This is a genomic window from Mycolicibacterium fluoranthenivorans (assembly GCF_011758805.1).
Lineage (GTDB): Bacteria > Actinomycetota > Actinomycetes > Mycobacteriales > Mycobacteriaceae > Mycobacterium > Mycobacterium fluoranthenivorans.
Genome location: NZ_JAANOW010000001.1, coordinates 3,310,392 through 3,331,231, shown reverse-complemented (window position 1 = coordinate 3,331,231; position 20,840 = coordinate 3,310,392). Strand labels below are relative to the sequence as shown.

Genomic DNA, 20,840 nt, shown 5'->3' with positions numbered 1-20,840 from the left:
CCGGGGACGCGTTTATTCCGGAGCCGTGGTCGGCGAAATAGTGGTGATGATTCATCTCGTGAAATAGGCCGTGGCCCATCGCGGAGGTCGCTCGAGGGGGACTCTGACAGCACCCGTTACCACGGGTGTCTCCTCGGCGTCCTGGTCGACCAACCAGAAAGGCCGCCCAGCGGTAGACAGTCAATTCGCCACGACCGCGTGATCCTTCGCCTGCGGTGCCGGTTGCGGGCATGTGGAACCTGCGCGTGCGAGATGAGTCCTGGCATCACAGCGCGTCGTACACCGCGGCGATGAGCCGGTAGGCGCGGCGATCGCCGGCCAGCCAGTCGCGGCGCAGATTGGGCACAAAGGCGAAAGCGACCTTGTGTTCGACATCTGCCAATCCCACCGCGCCGCCGGCACCCGGGTGACCGAAAGCAGTCCGTTGCGCAGGTTCGGGCACCAGGAAGTTCTGCGACGGCAGCATGTAGCCGAGGCCGAAGGCGCTTTCCAGGCAGAGCACCCGGTCGCGGCCGCGTACGCGTTCTGTGATCGCTTCCCGTAGCAGGCCCGGCGCGACCAGCGTTCCGCCGATCAGGTCTCCGTAGAATGTGGCCAAATCACGAGCGGTAGTGACCAGGCCAGCCGCGGGCCAGCCGGCCGACAATACTTCTGGATCATTGTACGATGCAACGGGATTCGATGATGCTCGGATGAACAGCGACTCGGGATCGGCGAAGGCGGCTAGCATTTCGGTGACTGTGTCGTCGGGTATCGGCGGTGCGTTCTCGGCGCTCCAGACACGCTGCTCGGGCGGTGGCGAACTGATCCGGGCGGCTTCGCGCACCGCCGCACCGGAAGCGCCGATGCGCAGCCGATCGCCCAGGTGGCGGCAGGTGAACTCGCCGACCGTCATACCGGTGTGGCGACGCACAAATTCGCCGACCAGCCATCCGAAAGTCAAAGCGTGATAACCATGTTCGGCCCCGGGCGGCCACAGCGGGTATTGGTGGGCCAACAGGTCGGCCATCGCCGCAGGATCCGCGGCTTGGGCCACCGAAACCGGGCGCTCCAAGACAGGCAACCCGGCTCGATGGGCCATCAGATCGCTCAGCGTGGTCTCGTGCTTGTTGTGTTGTGCGAATTCCGGCCACCAAGCGCTCACCGGTTCGTCGGTACCGCGGCCGTATTGCTGGGAGACCATGAGGGCCGCGGTCGCCGTCACACCCTTGGTGCAGGAGAAGGTCGGACAAGCCGTGTCGCGTCTCCACGGACGTCCGGTCCGCCTATCGGCGATGCCTCCCCACAGATCCACCACCGCACGGCCGTCGACGAATACCGCCACCGCGCCGCCGAGATCGTCGCCGTTGGCTAAACCTGCTTCGAAGACGGCTTTGACTTCCTCAAACGCGGGGTCAGTGTGCCCCGCCACGCGCTTCGGACCCAGCGCGTGGTGACGGTTCACGCGACACTGCTCATGATCGCGATAACCAGCCCGCCCAAGGTGAGCGCCCCGACCATCACCGCGGCCGCGATCGCGCGGCCCCGGCGATGCCGGCGCGCGTCGTAGATACCTACCGCGATGCCGACGAGGATCAACGCTGCATAGGCGGACAGCCCCAACGTCAACGCCGCCGTTGACGCGGCGCTGGCCAGGATCGCGGTGTGCACGCCGTGATCCTACGGCGCGAGCGCATCGCACCGGTCAGTTCGGACCGGTAGCCGTGGGAGGGTATGAGGGGGAGGGAGTACGCGGTGTCGAGGGCGACGGTCAGCGGATCCCGTCCCAGATTCGGCGTTGGTCGGGTGCGGGGTCCCTGGCAGTGTCGCTGTGTACGTTGAGGCGGCGCACGATTCTGTCCTCACCGTACGGCGACCACCCGGGGTCGCCGCCCTTCACGAACGACACCCACGCGCCGTGCATCTCGTCGGCGAGTTTCTGCGGCGGGTTGACACCCGCGATCATCGCCGACGCCGGTGTGGCGAGTTGGTCGAACGCGAACGCGATCTCGGCGGTGTGGCAGGCGCCGAGACGTCCGTCCAAGAGCGGTGACGGCCAACCGAATTCGTACACGTGGGTGTCGGCGCCGTGCATCATCCGGGATTCCGCTACCCGAGCGGCGGGGACTCGGTAGAACCAATCGGTGAGCCAAGTGACCAGCAGTTCCCCGGCCGATGCCGAGGGCTGTGCTTGGCGGTAGACGGGCAGTACCACGTCGGGATCGGCCCCCACGAGCGCAAGAATGCTCGCCAGCGTGTCCTCGTTCGCGGCATCTGCCGCTCCGTTCGGTACCAGGAAGAGGGCCGCCTCCTGTGCGTTGGTCCCGATCAGGACGTCCACGTCGCGGCCCACCCCTGCTGCGAAGCGGTCGATCGGTCGGGCAGCCACGAATGCACCGTCGATCACCGGCTGAAAGGGCATAGGACTCGTTGCAAGTTCGCCCCAGACGGTCGGGTCGGGCGCTTCCGAGATCATTTGACCGACCACCCCTTGGGCAGCGAGAAGGTCCGCAGGCGAGACCGCCGAGAAACTCGCCAGGGTGGCCTCGACGCCCAACTCTTCGGCGATGGCAGCAGTTACCTTCGCGGCGCTAGCCGCTGTCTGAACGTGGTGACCGGCACCGCTCTCGGCAATTGCGCGACGGAATAGTCCGGCCGCCTGCGACGTCGACAGGAGCGTCATCACGGACATGGCGCCTGCGGACTCGCCCGCGATGGTCACTGCGTCCGGGTCGCCGCCGAAGGCCGCGATGTTGTCCCGAACCCACCGAAGCGCTGCGATCTGGTCGAGCAACCCGCGGTTGGCCGGGGCGCCGTCGATCTGGAGAAAGCCTTCGGCCCCCAACCGATAGTTGATGGTGACACAGACGACGCCGTCACGGGCGAACCGCGAGCCGTCGTAAGCGCTTACCGCCCCGCTGCCGTTGGCGAACGCCCCGCCATGGATCCACACGAGCACCGGCCGACGACCCGCGTCCGTGGCCGGGGTCCACACATTGAGGTTCAGGTAGTCCGGACCTTCGATGACAGGCTCTTCCATCAATTGATCCAGCGGTGGCGAGTAGGGAAGTGATGGGGCAGTCGGCCCGTACTCGGTGGTGTCCCGGATTCCTTCCCACGCCGGCGCTGCGGTCGGTTCCTTGAACCGATGGACGCCGATCGGTGCTGCGGCGTAGGGAATGCCCTTGAATGCCAGGATGCCGTTGTCCTCCTTGCCTCGGACGTAACCCTGGGCCACTCGAACCGTATCGCTCACGTTCTTCTCTCCTCGATTTTCGTCGATCATTGAATCTGGATGTACAGCAGCCGCTGCCTGATGATGTTGCTTTTTCGTTGTCGCCGGGAGCTCCCTCTGCAGGAACCCTTCTCGTGGCTCAGGTGTAGTCGCTGTAGAAGCCTTCGCCCGACTTGACGCCGAGCTTCCCCTGTTGCACATACTTTTCGAGCAGATTCCGGGAGTCACTAGGCAGGTGCGGGAATCGCTCAAGGTAGTGATTCTCGATGTCGAGAGCGACGTCGAGGCCCACCTGATCGATAAGGCGGAAGATTCCGGTGTTGCCGAAACCCGCTGCCACCCAGAGATTGTCGAATTCTTCTGCCGTCGTCACTCCCTGCGCGACGACGGCCAGTGACTCTCGCTTCACGGCCGCCCACACCCGATTGACGATGAAACCGACACTTTCCACGTGCGCGACGGCGACGACAAAGCCATATGCGGACAGTTCACGTTTGAGCAGGTCGAAGATCCGTCCATCGGTGTGGCCGTCGCTCATCAATTCGAGCTGTCGAGTTTCGGGTGGTTGCCCGTAGTGAGTGTTGAGTACCCGCTCGGGATGGGCGACTTTCGCGACAAGTTCACTGCTGGCGTAGGACGACGAATTGGTTCCGATGATGGCATCCGGTTCCGCGAGAGTGTCGACGGTGCCCAGGACATCGATCTTGAGGCTCGGCACTTCGGGAATGGATTCGACTATGTACCAAGCATTTCGGACTGCGTTTTCGAGATCGGTGACGTACTCGATCGTCGCCGGTGAACCCGAACCACGGGTCTCCAGCAGGGTGGGCAGCTGGTCGTCGATGAATCTCTTCGCCTCATGCAGTTGTTTCTCGGAGAGGTCGTAGAGACGAACGGAGCCGCCACGGGTAGCGTGCGTGAGCGCGATCCGACGGCCGAGCGTCCCGGCCCCCAGGACCACGATCGGACGATCGGCTACGTTCGTCGGCAGTTGATAGGACATGGTGTCTCCTGTCAGGTGGGTTTTCAGATGCCTGCAATTCCGGTGAAACCGCCTGTAGCGCGGATCAACCGGCGTTCTCCAGTGCCATCGAGGTCGACTGCTCGGATCTCGCCGGACAGATCACCGACGTAGGCGACCCCGGCATCCGTGTCGACGGCCAGGCCAATCGGTTCTCGAAAGTCTCCGGCCAGCACGGTGACCTCGGCGCCGTGCGCGCCTAGCGGTGGAATCGGCGCGCAGTTCAGTGTGTTCCCGCGTGGCGGTGCACCTCGGTCGGTCCAGTACACAAGCCCCGCGCGGACGTCGAGATGTAGGTCGATCGGCTCCGGCAGGTCAGACCAAAGCTCTTCCACCACCCGGGCAGCGATCGGGGTGCGCAACGACGTCCGAAAGATGCGGCCGTCGTTGCCTTTTGATGCGCCCTTCTGAGTCCAATACAGCAGTCCGGCTTGTTCGTCGACTGCGACACCGACGCATTGGTTACGTACGATCCGGCGAGCGGTGTCCGTCGCGACGACAACCTCGTCGCGCAGATCCGTGCCGTCGAGCCGCGCGCTCAACACACGAGCGCCCTCGCGGTCCGACCAGTACAACCGTCCCTGAGACCATGCGCCCACGAGCTGCTTGCCCGTGACGAACGAGCCTTGCGGGATGATGGTCGTGCGGTGAGTGCCGTCGAGGTCGACACGTTCGAGCGACCCGTTCTTCGCGTGGAAGTCGAGTGCAGAGTCGGACGTGGGTGAGCGGTCTGCCGGCGCGACCGGCTCACCCATGTTGGTCCAATAGACGTGCCGTCGGCGCAGGTCTACGGCGATTCCGTCGGGAACGGCCGTCACACCATCGACCAGGACGGCGGAATCACCGGTTCGGATGTCGATCCGCTGAATGTTGCCTTCGGCTGGATTGAGTGCCAACAAGTATCTGAACATGTTGCCTGGTAATCACTTTCATGGGTCTCGTTGCGGAGATATGACGCACGGTTGCGCTTCGCTCAGGGCTCAACGACCGCCGCTTGCGTGGATGGACCAACGGTGGCCGAGGGGCTACGCCCGAGGCGATCTCCCGTAGTTACACACTGTAACTTACACGGCGTAGTAAAGTACACGCCATGAATGTGAAATGCGTCTCGACCCGCACTCGGGCTGCGGTTGTCCGGAACGACGCACCGCGGCAGGGGCCGCGCCGCTGCCGTCGTGTTGGCGTACGCGCATCAGCGAGGTTGGCGGCGTGACGCAGGCAGAACCCGCAAAGCAGTCCAAGCGGGTCAGGCTCACAGGTGAGCAGCGAGAGCGGCAGCTACTCGACGTTGCTGAGAAGCTGTTCACCGAGCGTGGCTACGAAGCGGTATCGATCGAGGACATTGCGCGCGCCGCTGGTGTGAGCCGGCCGATCGTGTACCACCACTACGGCTCGCGTGAAGGCGTGTTTCTTGCGTGTGTCGCTCGAGCGCGTCGCGAGTTCGAACGATCCTTGCTGGACCGCGTGAGCGCCGCAGGCGAAGACCTGACGGAGGTATTCCGCGCAGGGGGAGAGGCGTACTTCGATCTGATCGAGGACGATCCACAGCGATTCGTGTTGCTGTTCACCGCGTCGTCAAGCTTGCACGCAGAACTCAGCGACCAACTCGGCACGCTACGTGCTGACACCATTCGGACTATTGCCACTGTCATCAGGCAGAAGGACCCCAGCGTCGAGTCCGAGGTTGCGCTCGCGATCGCCTACAGCGCTTCGGGTATCGGCGAACAGCTCGGCCGATGGTGGCTCGATGAACCCTCGATACCCAAGCGAAAGTTGGTGTCTTACTACACGGGAGCACTGAACGGCGCGATGAAGGGGATCTTGGCCGTCGCGAACGTTTCCGACCGCAGCGGTGGTTGAGCGCTTTCGTCTCCGTCAGAATCGATCGAAGATCGAGTTGACGATGTCGTCGCCGATGCCGATGCCGGCGCCGGTGACCATCGCCTGCCCGAACCGGCCGCTGAGGAATCGTTGCAGGGTACCTCCACCGGAGGTGGGCTGCTGATACTGCTGGTATTGCGGCGCCTGTGAGTACTGGGGTACCTGCGCGTACTGCGGCGGCGCGGAATAGGTGGCGGGAGCGGAGTAGGCCTCTTGCGGTGCGGCCGGTGGTGCCGCCGAAGTGACATGATCATCGACGAGTCCGTGAATGGCTTGCAGCAGTTCGGTTGTCGTGCTCTGCTCATCCCTGATCGCGAGCGCGATCTCCTTCAGATCCAGCCCCCACTCACGCGCATTCGTATCGCCGGCGGCGGCTGCGGCCGACAGCTTGTCGCGCAGCGTGCGGATCAACGAAGCGGTCTGGTCCGCCTGCGATTGCAGTGCGGCGAACTGCCGGTCCACGGTCTCGGTGTTCATCAGCGGGTCCTTTCGTATGTCCATTCCGAATTACTCCCGCCGACTGAGGAGAAGCTGAGAGTTCGCTGCGGGAAGCCTCATTGGGTGCGGCCGGCCGCATCACAGGCAGTCTTCGCGACAGGGAGCTTCAGAGATTTCACGACGGTCTCGGTTCAGCAAAGGTTGGTGGCTGTGCAGTGGCGGCTGGTTCGACTCCGCCTGAGCCGGTTTAGTGTTGGCGACCATGGCCAGACTGGATGCGCAGGTGAAGCGCTGGCGTGCAGCGCTTCACGCGGCGGCATTGGCTTTCGTGGTGATCACACTCGGGCTATCGCCAGCCCCAATCGCTCACGCCGATGCGGCCATGGCCAGACTGTCGGTGACATCAACGTGGCAGACCGGCTTCATCGCGCGCTTCGTCATCACCAACCCGACCACAGTGCCGTTGACGGACTGGAGGCTTGAATTCGACTTACCGATCGGGGAATCCGTGTGGCATAGCTGGAACAGTGTCTTCACGCAGTACGGCGGCCATTACGTGATCGGGCCGGCCAACTGGAATCGCATCATCCCACCGGGTGGTTCGGCAACGGGAGGCTTCCGGGGCGTGCTCGGCGGCACCTACTCGCCACCGGTGAACTGTGTCCTCAATGGTCAGTCGTATTGCGTTTAGGGCTGTCTACCCACGTTCTGCGCCGATCGCAGGGTGATCGCATGGTCGAATGCGTCGTGCCCGCCCCGGGCGACCCCAAACGCCCGGGGGAGCCAGACGCCGAACTTCTCAAGGCCGGCGGCGTGGGCGAACAGAACAGCAGCGGCGTCAAGATGCCAGCGCGCCGGCCCGGCATCCCACTCGGACTCTCCCGGCTTTGTCTACTGTGGTCTTGATGGCCACCGAACACACTGCACCAAGACCCACGCCCCAGTCGGATATCGGACCTCTGCGGTCCTTTGCGACAAGCGGAGCGGCCGGTCGCACAGATTTCGACTGCCTCGATCGGCTCGCCGTCAAGAATCTCGTCGATACCTATGCGCTGGCGTACGACAACTATCAGGCGGAGTCATGGTTCGATCTGTTCACCGACGACGCGGTCTTCGTCGTCGGTATCCCCGGGCAACCGCCGGTCGAGCAGAGCGGCGAAGCGTTCCACAGCTTCTGGCGGGATCGTATGTCCACCTTCAGTTCTAGTGGAAATCAGCGACGCCACTTGATGTCGAACATCGTATTCCTGGAACAGACTGGCACAACGGTGCACGCCGGCGTCGTGGGACTGCTCACCAATACCGCAAACGGGAGGGCTTTCGCGCCCATGGCGGCGCTCAACTACGAGGGATGGTTCGTCAAGACGAATGGAATCTGGAAGATCAGCCGGTGGCATGACTTTCCCGACGGACCCGTATAACACTCTCGCAGCCATCGCCGCAGCACCCGACCTCCGGCTTCAGTTGGTCGGAGATGGTTCACGCGATCACTTGTGAGTAGCGACCGATTGAATCCCAGCGAGGCCGAGACGTTCTTTGTCGGCTACCGCCAGGTGCCGCGAAACGTAACGGCGATGGATCGCAGGGTCCTTATGAAGTCCACCTGATTGCTAACCATCGGGCGGTCACTGATGCGCGAAATGCCAGCGGCGGATCGCCTCGGCGAATTGCTCAGGAGCGTCGGAGGGGACGAAATGACCGGCGCCTTTGACGATCACCGTCTCGTGATCGGTGAATGCCTTCTCCCACCGTTCCAGTTCCTTCTGTCCGAATGCAAAGTCGGCATCGCCCCAGATGATCAAGGTGGGTAGTGCCGCGATGGTGTTCAGGCCCGATTCGATGTCCGCGAGAAACGCACGACTGGAGGTGATCTCGCGAGGGAAGACCCCGGAAGCTTCCCTCCGCGATGGGCTGTCGAGAGCCTTCTTGTAGTGCTCCATCTGCGCGCTGGTGGGCTTGGACAGTCGGTGCCCGATCGGGATCATCACGTTGACGAACAGGTTGAGCTGCCGGATCAGCAGCCGCCCGACGGGGCTGCCCATCACATGGGACATCATCTGCACAACCGGGTCACCGACCGGCCATGCCCATGTGTTGGTCAGCACCAGGCTCTCGAAGGTCTCGGGCCGGCGTTGCACCACTGCCAGACCGATCGGGCCGCCCCAGTCATGGCCCACCAGCGTGACGCCGCTCAATTCGAGTGCCCCCACGAATCGGTCGATCACCTCCGCGTGTTCAATGGGCAGATGTCGGTATCCCGGCGCCGCCGACGACAGTCCGAAACCGGGGTAGTCCACTGCGATGCAACGGAATTCCGGTCGCAAGGATTGGATCACCTTGCTGTAGTCGAACGACCAGGTCGGGTTGCCGTGCAGGAACAGCAACGTGGGTCCCGATCCTTCGTCCACGTAGTGCACGCGGTGTGCGTCGATATCGATGAAACGGCTCTCGAACGGGAACAACTCGTCATCAACCCAAGCAGGTCTCGCTTCGATCGCCATTCCGCGCCCCCATCGATCAGATACAATCAAGCGAACTTTAAAATAGCAAGCAGAGGGCGATGAGTCGAGACTACGGGCAGTACTGCGGACTAGCCCGGTCCCTGGATGTGGTGGGCGACCGGTGGAATTTGTTGATCGTCCGCCAGCTCCTATTGGGCCCCGCGCGTTACGGGGAGCTTCGCGAAGGACTGTCCGGCATCGCGACGAATCTGCTGACCGACCGGCTTCGGGGCCTCGAAACTGATGGTGTGATTGAGCGGAGACTGTCCGATGACTCCAGTGCGATTACCTACGCCCTCACCGAGTGGGGCGCCCAGTTACGCGAACCCATCAATGCGCTGGTCCGCTGGTCCACCCCTCTGATGATCCGCGGGCCCCAGGGTGATGACTTCCGCTCTGAATGGCTTCTGGTCGCACTTCCAGCCTTGTTCGAGGGTCGTGCGCCGACCAATCAGTCAGCAACCATAGGAATCGTCGTCGAAGGCGGCATGGTCCAACTGCGAGCTACCCAGTCCGGTATCGACATCGCTAAGCCTGATGGTCGCGGCCTTGACGCCGTTCTTGTTGGCGATGCGCCGGCAGTTCTCGGACTCGCGGCAGGCGTCTTGTCACTGAATGACGTCGCTGCACTCATCGACATCGACGGTGACGAATCCGCTGTGCGAACCGTCTTCGAGGCACCCCATAGAGGAGCCGACGAAAAGCCGTCACCCTGATCGATGAGCGCCCAAGACGATCGCTGGCGTGATGGCGTTGTGGGGCAAGCCGGCGGGGACCTCTTGCCTCAGCTTTCAGAGTTGATTTTCGCGGTGGCGGGGGGCAGTCACCGGTACGCGGTCTAGCATCGCCTGGTGCGGCAGCAGCAGGTCACCGGGTTGGGAGCCGTCATGACGACGGTGGCTATGAGCCTTGGCAGCGCCGTCGCGGTAGGCGATCTGAGAACTCTGGCGGCCAACATCTCTCTCGTGCGTCATGGCCTGGAATTCTCGCCCGGTGCAACCATTTTCGTGTCGTCCCTGGCGACTCTGACCTTGGCTGCCTCGGTGCTGGGAGCCGGCGTCCTAGGCGACAAGTACGGAATGAAGAGGATGTTCGTTGCCGGTGCGTGTGGTGCGGTCGCGTTCGGATTGATGGGGGCGACAGCACCCAACGTCGAGGTGCTGATGATCGCCAGAGCCTGCATCGGGGTGGCGTTCGCGTTCCTGACCGGTCTGTCGCTGGCCATCATGAACGCCGTCTTCCCTCGTGACCGCCGGGCGGGCGCGATCGCAGGCTATCTCGCGGCGGTCTACGCCTTCGGCGTGGTGCCGGCAACGGTGGGCAGTCTGCTGGCTGAGCGCATCGGTTGGCGCAGCGGTTTTCTCGTCACACCCGCCCTCGCGATCCTCGTGTTGGTGATCACTCTGCGTTATGTCCCGGAGACTCAAAGCGCTCACCGCAGGACCGACATCGTGGGCCTGCGGAACCTGTCAACCTGAATGAGGCACCGTTGCGCGGTATTTACTGAGCGTCCTCCTGTGGATGGTCGGGTGGGTTGATCCACGAGCTGGTGGGGAGCTTCGGTGGTTCGGGCGGCTTGCGGACGAACCGTTCCGGGCGTGCGGCGTAGGCGGCGTCGAGTACGCCGGCACGCTTGTCGCGGATTGCCTCGGCCAGGCCGTAGTGGACGTCGGCGGGGGTATGAAGGGCCAGCCCGGTGTGGCGATGTTCATCGTTGTACCAACCGAAGAAGCCCTGGCAGTGCAATCGAGCTTCCTCGATCGAGCCGAACCGGCCGGGGAAGTCGGGCCGATACTTCAATGTCTTGAACTGGGACTCGCTGAACGGGTTGTCGTTGGAGACGTGCGGTCGCGAATGTGACTGGGTGACACCGAGATCGGCGAGCAAGAACGCAACCGGCTTGCTGGTCATGGAACTGCCGCGGTCGGCATGGATGGTCAGCTGGTCACGGTTGACCTCTTGCTTGGCGCAGGTCTGGCGGATCAGCACCTCGGCCAGCGCGGCCGATTCGCGGCTGGCGACCATCCAGCCAACGACGTAGCGGGAGAAGATGTCCAAGATTACGTACAGGTAGTAGTAGGTCCACTTCGCTGGGCCGCGCAATTTCGTAATGTCCCACGACCACACCGCATTTGGGCGGTTGGCGACGAGTTCGGGTTTCACTTTCGCCGGGTGGGTGGCCTGCCGGCGGCGCTCATGCACCTCGCCGGCTTCGCGCAGCAGCCGGTAGAACGTCGACTCCGAGCCCAGGTAGACGCCTTCATCGAGCAGGATGGCCCACACCTCAGCCGGTGCCAGGTCAACGAACCGGTCGCTGTGCAGCACGTCGAGGATCACCTGCTGCTCGGCGGCACTCAGCGCACGCGGTTGCCGCCGCTCACGGTGCGCTATGGGCTCTGGCCGCTGCGGTACCGGACTGTGCCGGTGGCGTCGGTAGTAGCTGGCCTGCGCGGCACCAACGGCTTCGCAGGCGGCCCGCACGCCCAGCTGCGGCGCCAGCTCCATGATGGCTTGATCGGTCATCGTGTCGACCTCGGATCGATGTCCGCGCTCTCGGAGAGCGTCTCCAAGAGCGCGTGCAGTTTTGCCTGCACATCCACCACGGCGCGGGTCTTCGCCAGCTCCTGCTCCAGTCGCTGCTTTTCTGCTTGCAGGCGGGCGATCTGCTCGGCCTGCCGATCACGGCGCTTGCGCCCACGTGGGGCGGCCAGCCCCGCCAACGCGCCGACATCGCGGGCTTTGCGCCATTCGGTGATGTGGCTGGAATACAGCCCCTCACGGCGCAGCACCGCGCCCTTCTCGCCGTCGGGTGCTGCGTCGTAGGCAGCGAGGACCTCCAGCTTGTACTTCGCGGTGAAGGTCCGCCGCCTGGCGCGTTCGGGCACCTCGGGATCGGGACGTTGCGTTGCATCGTTAACCACCCGACCAGGATCTTCCATCCCGGCCGAGCGGACCAACGTCGTCACCTTGCTTGTCATTTCGGGGAGTCTCTCCATCCCCGCCCTCGGGTCACTAATTATCAGGGGGCGGGTGCCTCAACCCAGGTTGGCAGAGAGGGCTGCTACTGATAGCAACCGCACTCATCGGGCTCACTTATGGCGTCTCCGTGCTACAGAGCGGATTGAGCCTCGCGGCGATGGCACCGATTCTGACGGGGGTACTCGCTGCAGCGGCGTTCGTATGGTGGGAGTTGCGCTGCGACGACCCGGCGCTGGATCTGCGAATCTTCCGCTCGCCTCGCTTCAACGCCGTGGTGATCGCGGGCGCAGCCAGCAATATGGTGCAGGGCGGATCGATGATGATGGTCACCTTCTACCTCGTCGTCGTCCGCACCCAGTCGACGTGGGCGTTCACCCTGTTGCTCATCCCGGCCACGCTGTTGTCGGCAGTGGCAGCCCTCTGTGCAGGCCGGGCCGCGGCGCGCTACGGCAACTGCGCTGTGATTGTCGCGGGCCTAGCGGTGTTGGCGGTAAGTCTGCTGGCGCGGCTCTCGTTCGAGATCGACACCCCGATCTCCGTCGTCGGAGCCGTGATCGCGCTGACGACATTGGGCGGTGCGATCGTGCAGACACCGCAGGCGACGGTCATGATGTCCAGCGCACCAATCAATCTCGGCGGTGTGGTCTCGGCGGTGAAGGCGTCGGTCGGCGGAACGTTCTACGGTCTTGGTTCGGCGTTTTTCTCAACGTTCGGCATTCTTCTGTTCATCGACGACGCTGGCCCGAAGCTGGCCGGTACGGGCATCAGCGCCAGACAGGCCGGCGATATCCTGGGCGCATCCGGCGCCTCGCCGGGTGGTGCCGGCCTCGATCCCGAGCGCACCCGGCAGGTGCTCTCGGTCGCAAGTTCGAGCATGCTCGACGCCGCGAATACGCTGAATCTGATGATGACGGTCATACCGCTGGCGGCGATCGCCGTTGCGTTGTTGCTGTTCCGGCGCGAGCGCGATGCATCGTCAGCGTGCTGCTAACTGTCCTTGGCGCAGAACTCATGCGGGTGGAGGATCAGGATTGCAGCTCTCGATCCTCATAGCGGCTACGTCGTTGACACTGAAGAGACGGTTGGTGTTGGCGAATCGTGAGCAGTTCTTAGAGGAAACTTGAGGCCGATCAGTTCCGGTCCGCGCGTCCAGCCGCCCCGAGCGCCATTCCTTGGCAACCCGCGCACGCACCCGTAGCCGGTCCACGCGGTTCGGTGGCCGAAGGGGACTGGCGGCCCTAGGGTGGCTGGTAGTGCGGAGGTGATGCCCATGGCACTCGGTCCTGCGGCGCCCCGCGTCGGGGCACCGGTGAACCGGGTGGACGGCGTAGCCAAGGTGACCGGCGCGGCCCGGTACACCGCCGACACCGAGATGCCCGGCGTGGTACACGCAGTGCTCGTCGGTGCCGAGATCGCCCGCGGGCAGATCACCGCCGAGTCGATGACAGAGTCGGCGGCACGCGCCCGGGCGGCCCCCGGCGTGCTAGGGGTACTGACTCCGATGAATTGCCCGCGGCTGAATCCTCCGCCCGCCGACTTCAGTGAGACCTGGCCGGTTGAGCGGCGACCTCCGCTCTCGGATCTGAGCGTGCACCACGTCGGGCAGCACGTCGCGGTCGTCATCGCCGACTCGTTCGAGAACGCCACCTACGCCGCCTCGCAGTTCACGTTGGACTACCGGCAGGTCGCAACCGATGACGACGCAGCCGTACGCTCCGGCAGCTACTGGCCCGACCACTGGGTGGAGGTGGCCGACGAGAAACTCCAGGACCGACGCGGCGAGCTGACTGAACCGACTGTCCCGGTGAGTGTTTCGGGTCAATACACCACGTCGGCGACCGTTCCATACCCGCTGGAGCTATCGGCCACAATTGCCCGGTGGGACGGCGACCGGCTTACCGTCTATGACAGCACCCGCTGGATCAGCGGTGAGAAGCGACTGCTGGCGCACTGCCTGGATCTGCCCGAACCCTCCGTTCGGGTGATCTCACCTCTGGTGGGCGGCGCGTTCGGAGCAAAAGTCTTTCTGTGGTCGCACGTGCTGTTGTGCGCGGTCGCGGCGCGCGAGGTGGGCCGACCGGTCAAGCTGGTGCTCACCCGCGAGCAGATGTTCGATACCGCCGGTTACCGCCCCCGCACTGAGCAGGAGGTCACCTTGTTGGCCGATGCCGACGGGGCAATCTGCAGCACCGCACACCACACGGTCACCGAAACCTCCCTGGTCGCGGATTTCTGTGAACCGGCCGGATTGTCGAGCAGGCTTCTCTATCACTCGCCACGGCTGGAGGTCTCCCACCGCGTTGAGCGCGTCAACGTCCCTACACCCTCGTTCATGCGCGCACCCGGTGAGGCAAGTGGATTGTTCGCCTTGGAGGTGGCCATGGACGAATTGGCCGAACAGGTGGGGGTGGACCCGCTGGAACTGCGGATCCGCAATCACACCGAGATCGACGAAAGCAGCGGCAGACCGTGGTTGGACAAGCACCTGCTGGACTGCTACCGGTCGGCGGCGGATCGGTTCGGCTGGGCGAACCGGCCGCCCGGGGTTCGTAGCCTTCGCCGAAGTCACGTTCAGGTGGGCTGGGGAATGGCCACCGCAACATTTCCCGCCCGCCGGATGACGGCGGGGTGCCGGGTCACCACCGGAGCCGACGGATGCGTGCGGTTCGCTTCGGCCACGCACGAGATCGGCACCGGGGTGCGCACCGTGATGACCCAACTCGCCGCCGACATCACCGGGCTGCCGTTGTCGGCGGTAATCTTCGACTCCGGCGACTCGTCCTACCCTGCGACGCCGCGCAGCGGCGCATCGCAGACCACCGCCACCGTCGGCGCCGCAGTCGCCGAGGCCGCGACCCAATGGCGGCGCCGCCTGAGCGAAGTCGCCCCGAGCGCAGCACCGGCGGTCCATTCGCTGGTGGGGCTGTCTCCAGAACAGATTGCAGCACTGACCTTTTCGGTGACGACATCGGCAAAAATCGACGACGACGTCAGCATCCGATCGTTCGGGGCGCATTTTTGCGAGGTCGAGGTCGACGAGTACCTCGGCCGTGCCGCCGTCACCCGATGGACGGCCGCCTTCGCCTGCGGACCGGTACTCAACCCGAAGTTGGCCCGCAGCCAACTGATGGGCGGCATCACCTTCGGTATCGGAATGGCTCTGCTCGAACAGATATCGGAGGATCGCGCCTCGTTGCGGCGCGGCGGTGAGTACTACCTTCCCACGCACGCCGACCGGCCAGACTTCGACATCGAATTCACCGAGAAGCCTGTCGACTATTTCCCCGGGCCGACCCTGCGCGGTATCGGTGAGATCGGTATTGCGGGCGCGCCCGCCGCGATCGCGAACGCGATTCATCACGCCACCGGCAAGCGGTTGCGCAAGCTGCCTATCACCGTCGAAGACCTGATGATGCCCGTCGGACCCCGCCGATGACCGAGACCACCCTGAGCGTGCGGGTCAACACCGTGCCGTACACGCTGGTGATCGACGTCCGAACCACCTTGCTGGACCTGCTGCGAGATTGGTTGCACCTGACCGGAACCAAGAAGGGTTGCGACCATGGGCTCTGCGGTGCCTGCACGGTGACGGTCGACGGGGAACGGGTGCTGAGCTGTCTGGTGCTGGCAGCCTCGATCGACGGCGCCGAGATCGTCACGATCGAGGGGATAACGCCCGAGTCCGGACTGCACCCTCTGCAGCGGGCGTTCCTCGACCACGACGGTCTGCAATGTGGCTTCTGCACACCCGGTCAGATCTGTTCGGCGCGCGCCATGCTCGATGAACACGCCCGAGGGGACCTCTCGGCGGTGTCTTTCGATGAGCACCGCGGCGCCCTTGTCGACGGGCCAATCTCGCTCACAGACAAAGAGATCCGAGAGCGGATGGCCGGCAACATCTGCCGCTGCGGCGCCTACGCCAACATTGTGGCAGCAATCGTGGCCGTGGCCGAGGACCGACGTCGGTGAAGGCTTTCGAGTTCTACCGCGCATCCTCGGTCGAGGATGCGCTGCGTTGCGCGGCTCAGCAGGGTGCGCAGTATCTTGCCGGGGGCACCAACCTCGTCGACCTGATGAAGTGCAATGTCGAGCAGCCGAGCGTGGTGGTCGACATAACCCGACTCGACTTGTCGGAGATCGAACCGACACCCACGGGCGGAGTGATGATCGGTGCCCTGGCCACCAACACCGCCGTCGCCAACCACCCCCTGATCCGCCGGAATTATCCGCTGCTGTCGCAGGCCATCCTGAGCGGCGCGACGAACCAGATACGGAATCGCGCCACGGCGGCGGGCAACCTGATGCAACGGACCCGGTGTCGCTATTTCATGGACCCCGCCCTCGGCGCGTGCAACAAACGCCGCCCGGGCAGCGGATGCGCGGCGCTGGCCGAGCACCACCGCGAGCACGCGGTCTTCGGCGCGAGCCGGTCCTGCGTGGCGGTCCACCCCTCCGACATGGCGGTGGCCCTGACGAGTCTGGACGCAACCGTCCACCTTCGAGGCAACGGCGGTGCGCGGACGCTCGGCATCGACGAGTTCTTCCGCCTGCCCGGCGACCGGCCGGACATCGACAACGCGGTGCGCGCCGGCGAGCTCATCACCGGTATCGAACTGCCCGCGTCGAGCGCATCCCGCAGCGGTTGGTATCTCAAGGTTCGCGACCGTCACAGCTACGCGTTCGCCCTGGTCTCGGTGGCGGCCGCGGTCGAGATCCGCGACGGTGCGATCGCCGGCGCGGCGATTGCGCTTGGTGCGGTTGCTGCGACGCCGTGGCGGGTGCCCGCGGCCGAGGACCTGTTGCGCGGCAATCCGCCGGGCAGGTCGGTCTTCGAGGCGGCCGCCAGCGCAGCACTCGCCGGGGCACAGCCGCTGCCGCACAACGGCTTCAAGGTGGATCTCGGTGTGCACGGCGTGGTCCGAGCGCTGACCCTAGCGGTCGAGGGGCCGTAGCGGGGGTGCATCACATCCGAGCCTGATGTGGAAAGGGCCCGGACCGGATGAGCGGCACTGGCGCGAGCCAGGGTTGTGCCATCGGGGCGGCTCAGTTCGGCGCTGAGAAAGGCTTTGCGGCCGTCGACGGAGTCGACGCGTGCTGTGGATTGCAGTGAGGTGTCGGTCAGGACGTAGCCGGTGTAGTCGACGGTGAGATAGGCTTGCTAACTGTTCCAGAAATCGTGGTTCTGTTCTTTGGTTTGACGGTGACGCGCTGGCGTACGGCGCGGGTCGCCGGCGGGCCGCGCCGCGCGAGGACTCCGGCTATCGCTCGGGCCGCGAATGTCACGAACGCTTAAAATGGGGCAGCTAAGCAGCCTGCATCACCGGGCCGCTTTGGTCAAATAGCGAAACCTTGCAGCGCACTGGCTATTTCGTCGATCGATCCCTGCGCACCTGTCGCCACATCAAGCATGAGCCGCTCCGCGGCGTCGACGTCATACGTTGGCGACAACTCGAGACCGTTGATCGTGAGGAACGTCCACGCCGCAGCCCACGCTGTCCGCTTATTACCGTCGACAAGGGCATGATTTCGAGCCAAAGAGTGCAATAGCGCCGCCGCCTTGGTGGGCAGCGACGGATAAGCATCAAGTCCGAACACCGTCGCGCTGGGCCGTGCCACCGCAGCATCGAGCAGGCCGTAGTCAGCCACCTCGGGCACATCGCCGAGCGCCGCCGCCGCGGCGCACAAGACGTCGTCTCGGTCCAGGAAGACCGTCACTCGTCACGCAGCCTGCGGTTCAACTCCGCCGAACGCTGCGCAACGAGCTTGGCCGCCGCCGCGACCTGTTCCTTGTGCCGGTCAGCCCGCTGCAGCGCTGCGTCGTGAACGTAGTCCTTCAACGACTGGTCCGACTGCTGGGCAGCGACGCGCAGAGCTTCCATCTCGGTCTCGTCAAAGGGGACATTCAAGGCGGGCATAAAACCATGGTACCGGATTTGGTACCTAGCAAGGTACCTTTATCGCTATGGCATCAACCGCCGACAGGCCACCGGGAGCGACGAGCACCTTGCTCATCGGGATGGCTGCGACCTTCACGAGTGGCTGGGCATAGGGGAGTAGCAGCCGGCGACGCGGTAGTGGAGCGATTCGCTGTCGCCGGACAGGAGCTCGCGAATCCTCTCAAGTCGCTGGTCTTGTGTGAGCACCCGGACCGTCTTGGGCCCGCGGGTTGGAACCCCAGAAAGTGCTATGTCGTTGATTCACCTGAGGTGGCGCCAGGAAGCGAATTGCCTTATTGGCGTGGCAATCTCGGGGTCTGGGACTGGGTGGAGCTCGTCGTCGATCACCGCTCGAGGTAGGCAGGACATTGACGTGACGCGTGGGGTTTAGCTGCAGTTCCTCCGGCCTCGCAGGATTCCTGGCGGGCTATTCCGGCGAATCATTGGCCAACAGGGTTTCGAGGGCTGCCAGCAGGTTGGCGGCATCGGCGCCGGGAAGGGTGTCTAGACGACGCTGCAGCGAGGGTCGAATCTCACGAGCGATCCGTTCGACAGCCGCGGCTCCGGTGGGCGTCAGCGTCAGGATGATCTTGCGGGAATCGACAGGGTCGGTGACGCGCGAGACCAGTCCAGCCTTCGCGAGGCCAGTGATCGTCCTGCTGGTTGCGGCTGGATGCGAGTGGAGGTGTCGTGACAAGTCGCCCGGCGAGAGCTTTCCTGAAGCAATTGCTCGAAGGGCAATGAAATCTCCGAGATCGAGCGTCGCGACTTCCTGCACCCGACGAGCGTCGTCCGCGATCGACCGACTTAGGCGGTGTAGGAGATCGACCAGTCGCAGGGCTTGCGCGTCCGGATCCACGGTACAAATATAACAGACGTAAATAGTTAACATATGTTATATGAATGAGGGAGTGGCGTCATATGCCCACGATCGATGTCCACGCCCATCTCATACCGGGTGCGCTGAGTCGGGAGGCCGTGGCCCGCATCGTCGCGCGCGAAGGGTTCAACAAGGTGACACCTCCAATGGAGTGGTCGCCTGAGATTGCCATTGAGTTCATGGACCGGTACGACATCCGGATGCAGCTCTTGTCAGCACTGGGCGAGATGACCGCGCCTGCCGCCACTGCGATGAATGACGTCGGGGCAAAGGTGGTGACAGTGCATCCGGGGCGTTTTGGGCTACTCGCCTCACTGCCGATGGCTGAACCCGAAGCTGCATTACGTGAGGTCCATCGAGCGTTCGACGAACTGGGCGCAGACGGAATCGTTCTGGTCACGAACTATGAAGGTGCATATTTCGGCGATCCCCGCTTTGAGCCGGTGTTTGCGGAGCTGGATCGACGCACCGCCTCCGTGTTTGTGCACCCGGTTGCGCCTCCCGGATTTCCTGAGCTATGCCTCGGTCGTCCCGGGCCATTGATCGAGTTCCCCATGGATACCGCCCGGACTGTAGTTGACGCGGTCTTCGCGGGACTTTTCCTGCGTCATCCCGGAATCCGGATGATCCTTGCTCATGCGGGGGGTGTGCTGCCCTCGCTCGCGGACCGCATCGTGAACCTGGGCGTCCAGCCGTGGGTGGCAAATCCGCTCGGTCTCACGTCGGGGCAACTTCGCGACCAGCTGTCGTCGCTCTACTTCGATACGGCCCTCGCCACCACTGCGGCAACGATGGTGCCGGTCGTCGAACTCGCTGGCGTTGACCATATTGTTTTCGGCACCGACTTCCCGCCGGGCGGAGACGATGTTGCCGGGAAATACCTTGCCACTCTGTTAAGCGGACGGCCGCTGTCCGCGCAGGATATCGAGACCCTCGACGAAACAGTCGAGCGACTGTTTCCCCGCGCAGCCGCGCGGGTCGTCGCATAGCGCCAGCGTGGCTACGCCACAAGCACTCGGGGAACTAGCTGTTCAACGCGTTGCCACGGACGGACCGGCTGATTCATCCAATGAGGACGGCGACGTTAGTGGTAACCCGCCATATTCGACCCTGTCGTATTCCTCGCACGTGAATCGCGAATGTTCCGAGGTTGGCAGGGGAGAGGTCGCGACCGTTCGGAATGTAGGTTCATCGAAATACGTTGTGTCACAGCCAATACAGCACACCGAATTCCGGGCGCCGTCGTGCGTATCAACGGCACCGGCCGCCCGGAATCCCACCACGGGCTGCGCGGGGCGAGTTCTTTCTATGTGTTAGAAGTCGTCTTCGTCATCGGCATCCTGCTCATCGCCGAACGAGCCCAAAGCATGCGGTTGTCCGGTTTCGCCGCCGTCGAATGCACTGCTGAGCCCCTGCATCACGAGTGCTCCGCCCGCGACGCCGGCGGCCGCAGCGGCCGCGGTCTTGAGGAATCCGCCGCCCGCGGTCGGCTGCCGCTGCGTGAGAGGTGACCCGGCGGCGACGGCCGCCCGTCCAAACGGCGGCGCGTCGGGCTGCGGCGCGGCCTTGCCCCGCCCAAACAAATTCGACATGAAGCCGCCTGATGGCGCGCTGGCGGAAGGTTCTTCTAGCCGCTTCAGCTGTTGGGTCAGCTCGGCGATTCTCGCCTGGGCAGCGTTGAGAGCGTCCTCCTGAACGAGCACGGCCTGGCTCAACAGATACAACGCGTCGGGCTGAGTGGCGATCTGTCGCTGGATGAGATCTGCTGCCTCGGGATCAGTAACAATCGGCTGAGCCTCGCGGATGCGCCCGGCAAGGCCCATGATGAGCTGCTGTTCGGTGAGTTCCATTGCGTTCATCGCTCCAAGCTGTCAATGATGATCGAACCTCGATCGAGCACGTGTGGCGAGATCGTCGGCACGCCCCTACGATTTTGGCTGCGCCGACTCACACCTCGCCATCCGCCGTACGACCGGATTTGTCCCGCCGA

At 64.1% G+C, this 20,840-nt stretch carries 22 protein-coding genes; 10 read left to right on the top strand and 12 right to left on the bottom strand.

Going from position 1 to position 20,840, the window contains the following annotated elements:
* Positions 1-265: 265 nt before the first annotated feature.
* The 5 genes from FHU31_RS16120 to FHU31_RS16100 all read right to left on the bottom strand — a co-directional run bounded on the left by FHU31_RS16120 (position 266) and on the right by FHU31_RS16100 (position 5,146).
* Positions 266-1,444 (bottom strand): serine hydrolase domain-containing protein, encoded by a 1,179-nt coding sequence (locus tag FHU31_RS16120; protein WP_263988247.1) that lies wholly within the window; start codon positions 1,442-1,444, stop codon positions 266-268.
* Positions 1,441-1,650 (bottom strand): hypothetical protein, encoded by a 210-nt coding sequence (locus FHU31_RS16115; RefSeq protein WP_167159852.1) that lies wholly within the window; start codon positions 1,648-1,650, stop codon positions 1,441-1,443. Before FHU31_RS16115 ends, FHU31_RS16120 begins: the two co-directional genes overlap by 4 nt.
* 100 nt (positions 1,651-1,750) lie before the next feature.
* Complete coding sequence (locus FHU31_RS16110) at positions 1,751-3,235, bottom strand: carboxylesterase/lipase family protein (protein ID WP_263988248.1); 1,485 nt, start codon at positions 3,233-3,235, stop codon at positions 1,751-1,753.
* Positions 3,236-3,353: 118 nt separating this feature from the next.
* The gene (locus FHU31_RS16105) at positions 3,354-4,217 is read right to left on the bottom strand and encodes a 3-hydroxyacyl-CoA dehydrogenase family protein (RefSeq protein WP_167159848.1); all 864 of its coding nucleotides are present in this window, start codon (positions 4,215-4,217) and stop codon (positions 3,354-3,356) included.
* Positions 4,218-4,240: 23 nt separating this feature from the next.
* Positions 4,241-5,146, bottom strand: a complete 906-nt coding sequence (locus tag FHU31_RS16100) for a hypothetical protein (protein ID WP_167159846.1) — start codon at positions 5,144-5,146, stop codon at positions 4,241-4,243.
* A gap of 298 nt (positions 5,147-5,444) precedes the next feature.
* Between FHU31_RS16100 and FHU31_RS16095 the strand changes: the two genes are divergently transcribed.
* The gene (locus tag FHU31_RS16095; protein WP_167159844.1) at positions 5,445-6,095 is read left to right on the top strand and encodes a TetR/AcrR family transcriptional regulator; all 651 of its coding nucleotides are present in this window, start codon (positions 5,445-5,447) and stop codon (positions 6,093-6,095) included.
* A 15-nt stretch (positions 6,096-6,110) separates the two neighbouring features.
* Here the strand turns inward: FHU31_RS16095 and FHU31_RS16090 are convergent, their stop codons facing one another.
* On the bottom strand, positions 6,111-6,593 hold the full coding sequence (locus tag FHU31_RS16090; protein ID WP_167159842.1) for a hypothetical protein: 483 nt from the start codon (positions 6,591-6,593) through the stop codon (positions 6,111-6,113).
* 223 nt (positions 6,594-6,816) lie between these two features.
* On the opposite strand from FHU31_RS16090, the gene FHU31_RS16085 reads away from it, so the two are divergent.
* Positions 6,817-7,245, top strand: a complete 429-nt coding sequence (locus FHU31_RS16085; RefSeq protein WP_167159840.1) for a cellulose-binding domain-containing protein — start codon at positions 6,817-6,819, stop codon at positions 7,243-7,245.
* 214 nt (positions 7,246-7,459) lie between these two features.
* Positions 7,460-7,975 (top strand): nuclear transport factor 2 family protein, encoded by a 516-nt coding sequence (locus FHU31_RS16080; protein ID WP_167159838.1) that lies wholly within the window; start codon positions 7,460-7,462, stop codon positions 7,973-7,975.
* Positions 7,976-8,179: 204 nt separating this feature from the next.
* On the opposite strand, the gene FHU31_RS16075 is transcribed toward FHU31_RS16080, so the two are convergent.
* Entirely contained in the window at positions 8,180-9,055 is an 876-nt protein-coding gene (locus FHU31_RS16075) for an alpha/beta fold hydrolase (protein ID WP_167159836.1), read from the bottom strand.
* 59 nt (positions 9,056-9,114) lie between these two features.
* Between FHU31_RS16075 and FHU31_RS16070 the strand changes: the two genes are divergently transcribed.
* Together FHU31_RS16070 and FHU31_RS16065 are read left to right on the top strand one after the other, a co-directional pair.
* The gene (locus tag FHU31_RS16070; protein WP_167159834.1) at positions 9,115-9,771 is read left to right on the top strand and encodes a winged helix-turn-helix transcriptional regulator; all 657 of its coding nucleotides are present in this window, start codon (positions 9,115-9,117) and stop codon (positions 9,769-9,771) included.
* Between the two features lie 135 nt (positions 9,772-9,906).
* Entirely contained in the window at positions 9,907-10,533 is a 627-nt protein-coding gene (locus FHU31_RS16065) for an MFS transporter (RefSeq protein WP_167159832.1), read from the top strand.
* 22 nt (positions 10,534-10,555) lie between these two features.
* Here the strand turns inward: FHU31_RS16065 and FHU31_RS16060 are convergent.
* Positions 10,556-11,994 (bottom strand): IS3 family transposase gene (locus FHU31_RS16060; RefSeq protein WP_234901327.1). Its coding sequence is split into 2 segments (ribosomal slippage): positions 10,556-11,628 and positions 11,628-11,994, totalling 1,440 coding nucleotides; the frame shifts between segments, so codons are not numbered across the junction.
* Positions 11,995-12,176: 182 nt separating this feature from the next.
* Here FHU31_RS16060 and FHU31_RS16050 point away from each other — a divergent pair.
* The 4 genes from FHU31_RS16050 to FHU31_RS16035 all read left to right on the top strand — a co-directional run bounded on the left by FHU31_RS16050 (position 12,177) and on the right by FHU31_RS16035 (position 16,986).
* Positions 12,177-13,025 (top strand): MFS transporter, encoded by an 849-nt coding sequence (locus FHU31_RS16050; protein WP_167159830.1) that lies wholly within the window; start codon positions 12,177-12,179, stop codon positions 13,023-13,025.
* Between the two features lie 279 nt (positions 13,026-13,304).
* Positions 13,305-15,470, top strand: a complete 2,166-nt coding sequence (locus tag FHU31_RS16045; protein ID WP_167159828.1) for a xanthine dehydrogenase family protein molybdopterin-binding subunit — start codon at positions 13,305-13,307, stop codon at positions 15,468-15,470.
* Complete coding sequence (locus FHU31_RS16040; protein WP_167159826.1) at positions 15,467-16,003, top strand: (2Fe-2S)-binding protein; 537 nt, start codon at positions 15,467-15,469, stop codon at positions 16,001-16,003. Before FHU31_RS16045 ends, FHU31_RS16040 begins: the two co-directional genes overlap by 4 nt.
* Positions 16,000-16,986, top strand: a complete 987-nt coding sequence (locus FHU31_RS16035; protein WP_167159824.1) for an FAD binding domain-containing protein — start codon at positions 16,000-16,002, stop codon at positions 16,984-16,986. The genes FHU31_RS16040 and FHU31_RS16035 overlap by 4 nt, the downstream gene beginning before the upstream one ends.
* 382 nt (positions 16,987-17,368) lie before the next feature.
* On the opposite strand, the gene FHU31_RS16030 is transcribed toward FHU31_RS16035, so the two are convergent.
* The 3 genes from FHU31_RS16030 to FHU31_RS16020 form a co-directional block, all read right to left on the bottom strand.
* The gene (locus FHU31_RS16030; RefSeq protein WP_167159822.1) at positions 17,369-17,749 is read right to left on the bottom strand and encodes a type II toxin-antitoxin system death-on-curing family toxin; all 381 of its coding nucleotides are present in this window, start codon (positions 17,747-17,749) and stop codon (positions 17,369-17,371) included.
* A complete protein-coding gene (locus FHU31_RS16025; RefSeq protein WP_167159820.1) occupies positions 17,746-17,949 on the bottom strand; it encodes an antitoxin Phd in 204 nt (67 codons plus the stop codon). The genes FHU31_RS16030 and FHU31_RS16025 overlap by 4 nt, the downstream gene beginning before the upstream one ends.
* Positions 17,950-18,397: 448 nt before the next feature.
* Positions 18,398-18,829 carry a MarR family winged helix-turn-helix transcriptional regulator gene (locus FHU31_RS16020; RefSeq protein WP_167159818.1) on the bottom strand — a complete coding sequence of 144 codons (432 nt, stop codon included), beginning with the start codon at positions 18,827-18,829 and terminating at the stop codon, positions 18,398-18,400.
* A gap of 62 nt (positions 18,830-18,891) precedes the next feature.
* Here FHU31_RS16020 and FHU31_RS16015 point away from each other — a divergent pair, with 62 nt between their 5' ends.
* Positions 18,892-19,839, top strand: coding sequence for an amidohydrolase family protein (locus FHU31_RS16015; protein ID WP_167159816.1), 948 nt, complete (start codon positions 18,892-18,894; stop codon positions 19,837-19,839).
* 324 nt (positions 19,840-20,163) lie between these two features.
* Here FHU31_RS16015 and FHU31_RS16010 read toward each other — a convergent pair whose 3' ends face one another.
* Positions 20,164-20,700, bottom strand: a complete 537-nt coding sequence (locus FHU31_RS16010) for a DUF2076 domain-containing protein (protein ID WP_167159814.1) — start codon at positions 20,698-20,700, stop codon at positions 20,164-20,166.
* Between the last annotated feature and the right edge of the window lie 140 nt (positions 20,701-20,840).

Coding starts and splice junctions, on each gene's coding strand:
- FHU31_RS16105 (WP_167159848.1), bottom strand. CDS start 4,217: ATGTCCTATCAACTGCCGACGAACGTAGCCGATCGTCCGATCGTGGTC.
- FHU31_RS16100 (WP_167159846.1), bottom strand. CDS start 5,146: ATGTTCAGATACTTGTTGGCACTCAATCCAGCCGAAGGCAACATTCAG.
- FHU31_RS16090 (WP_167159842.1), bottom strand. CDS start 6,593: ATGAACACCGAGACCGTGGACCGGCAGTTCGCCGCACTGCAATCGCAG.
- FHU31_RS16085 (WP_167159840.1), top strand. CDS start 6,817: ATGGCCAGACTGGATGCGCAGGTGAAGCGCTGGCGTGCAGCGCTTCAC.
- FHU31_RS16080 (WP_167159838.1), top strand. CDS start 7,460: ATGGCCACCGAACACACTGCACCAAGACCCACGCCCCAGTCGGATATC.
- FHU31_RS16075 (WP_167159836.1), bottom strand. CDS start 9,055: ATGGCGATCGAAGCGAGACCTGCTTGGGTTGATGACGAGTTGTTCCCG.
- FHU31_RS16070 (WP_167159834.1), top strand. CDS start 9,115: ATGAGTCGAGACTACGGGCAGTACTGCGGACTAGCCCGGTCCCTGGAT.
- FHU31_RS16045 (WP_167159828.1), top strand. CDS start 13,305: ATGGCACTCGGTCCTGCGGCGCCCCGCGTCGGGGCACCGGTGAACCGG.
- FHU31_RS16040 (WP_167159826.1), top strand. CDS start 15,467: ATGACCGAGACCACCCTGAGCGTGCGGGTCAACACCGTGCCGTACACG.
- FHU31_RS16025 (WP_167159820.1), bottom strand. CDS start 17,949: ATGCCCGCCTTGAATGTCCCCTTTGACGAGACCGAGATGGAAGCTCTG.
- FHU31_RS16015 (WP_167159816.1), top strand. CDS start 18,892: ATGCCCACGATCGATGTCCACGCCCATCTCATACCGGGTGCGCTGAGT.
- FHU31_RS16010 (WP_167159814.1), bottom strand. CDS start 20,700: ATGGAACTCACCGAACAGCAGCTCATCATGGGCCTTGCCGGGCGCATC.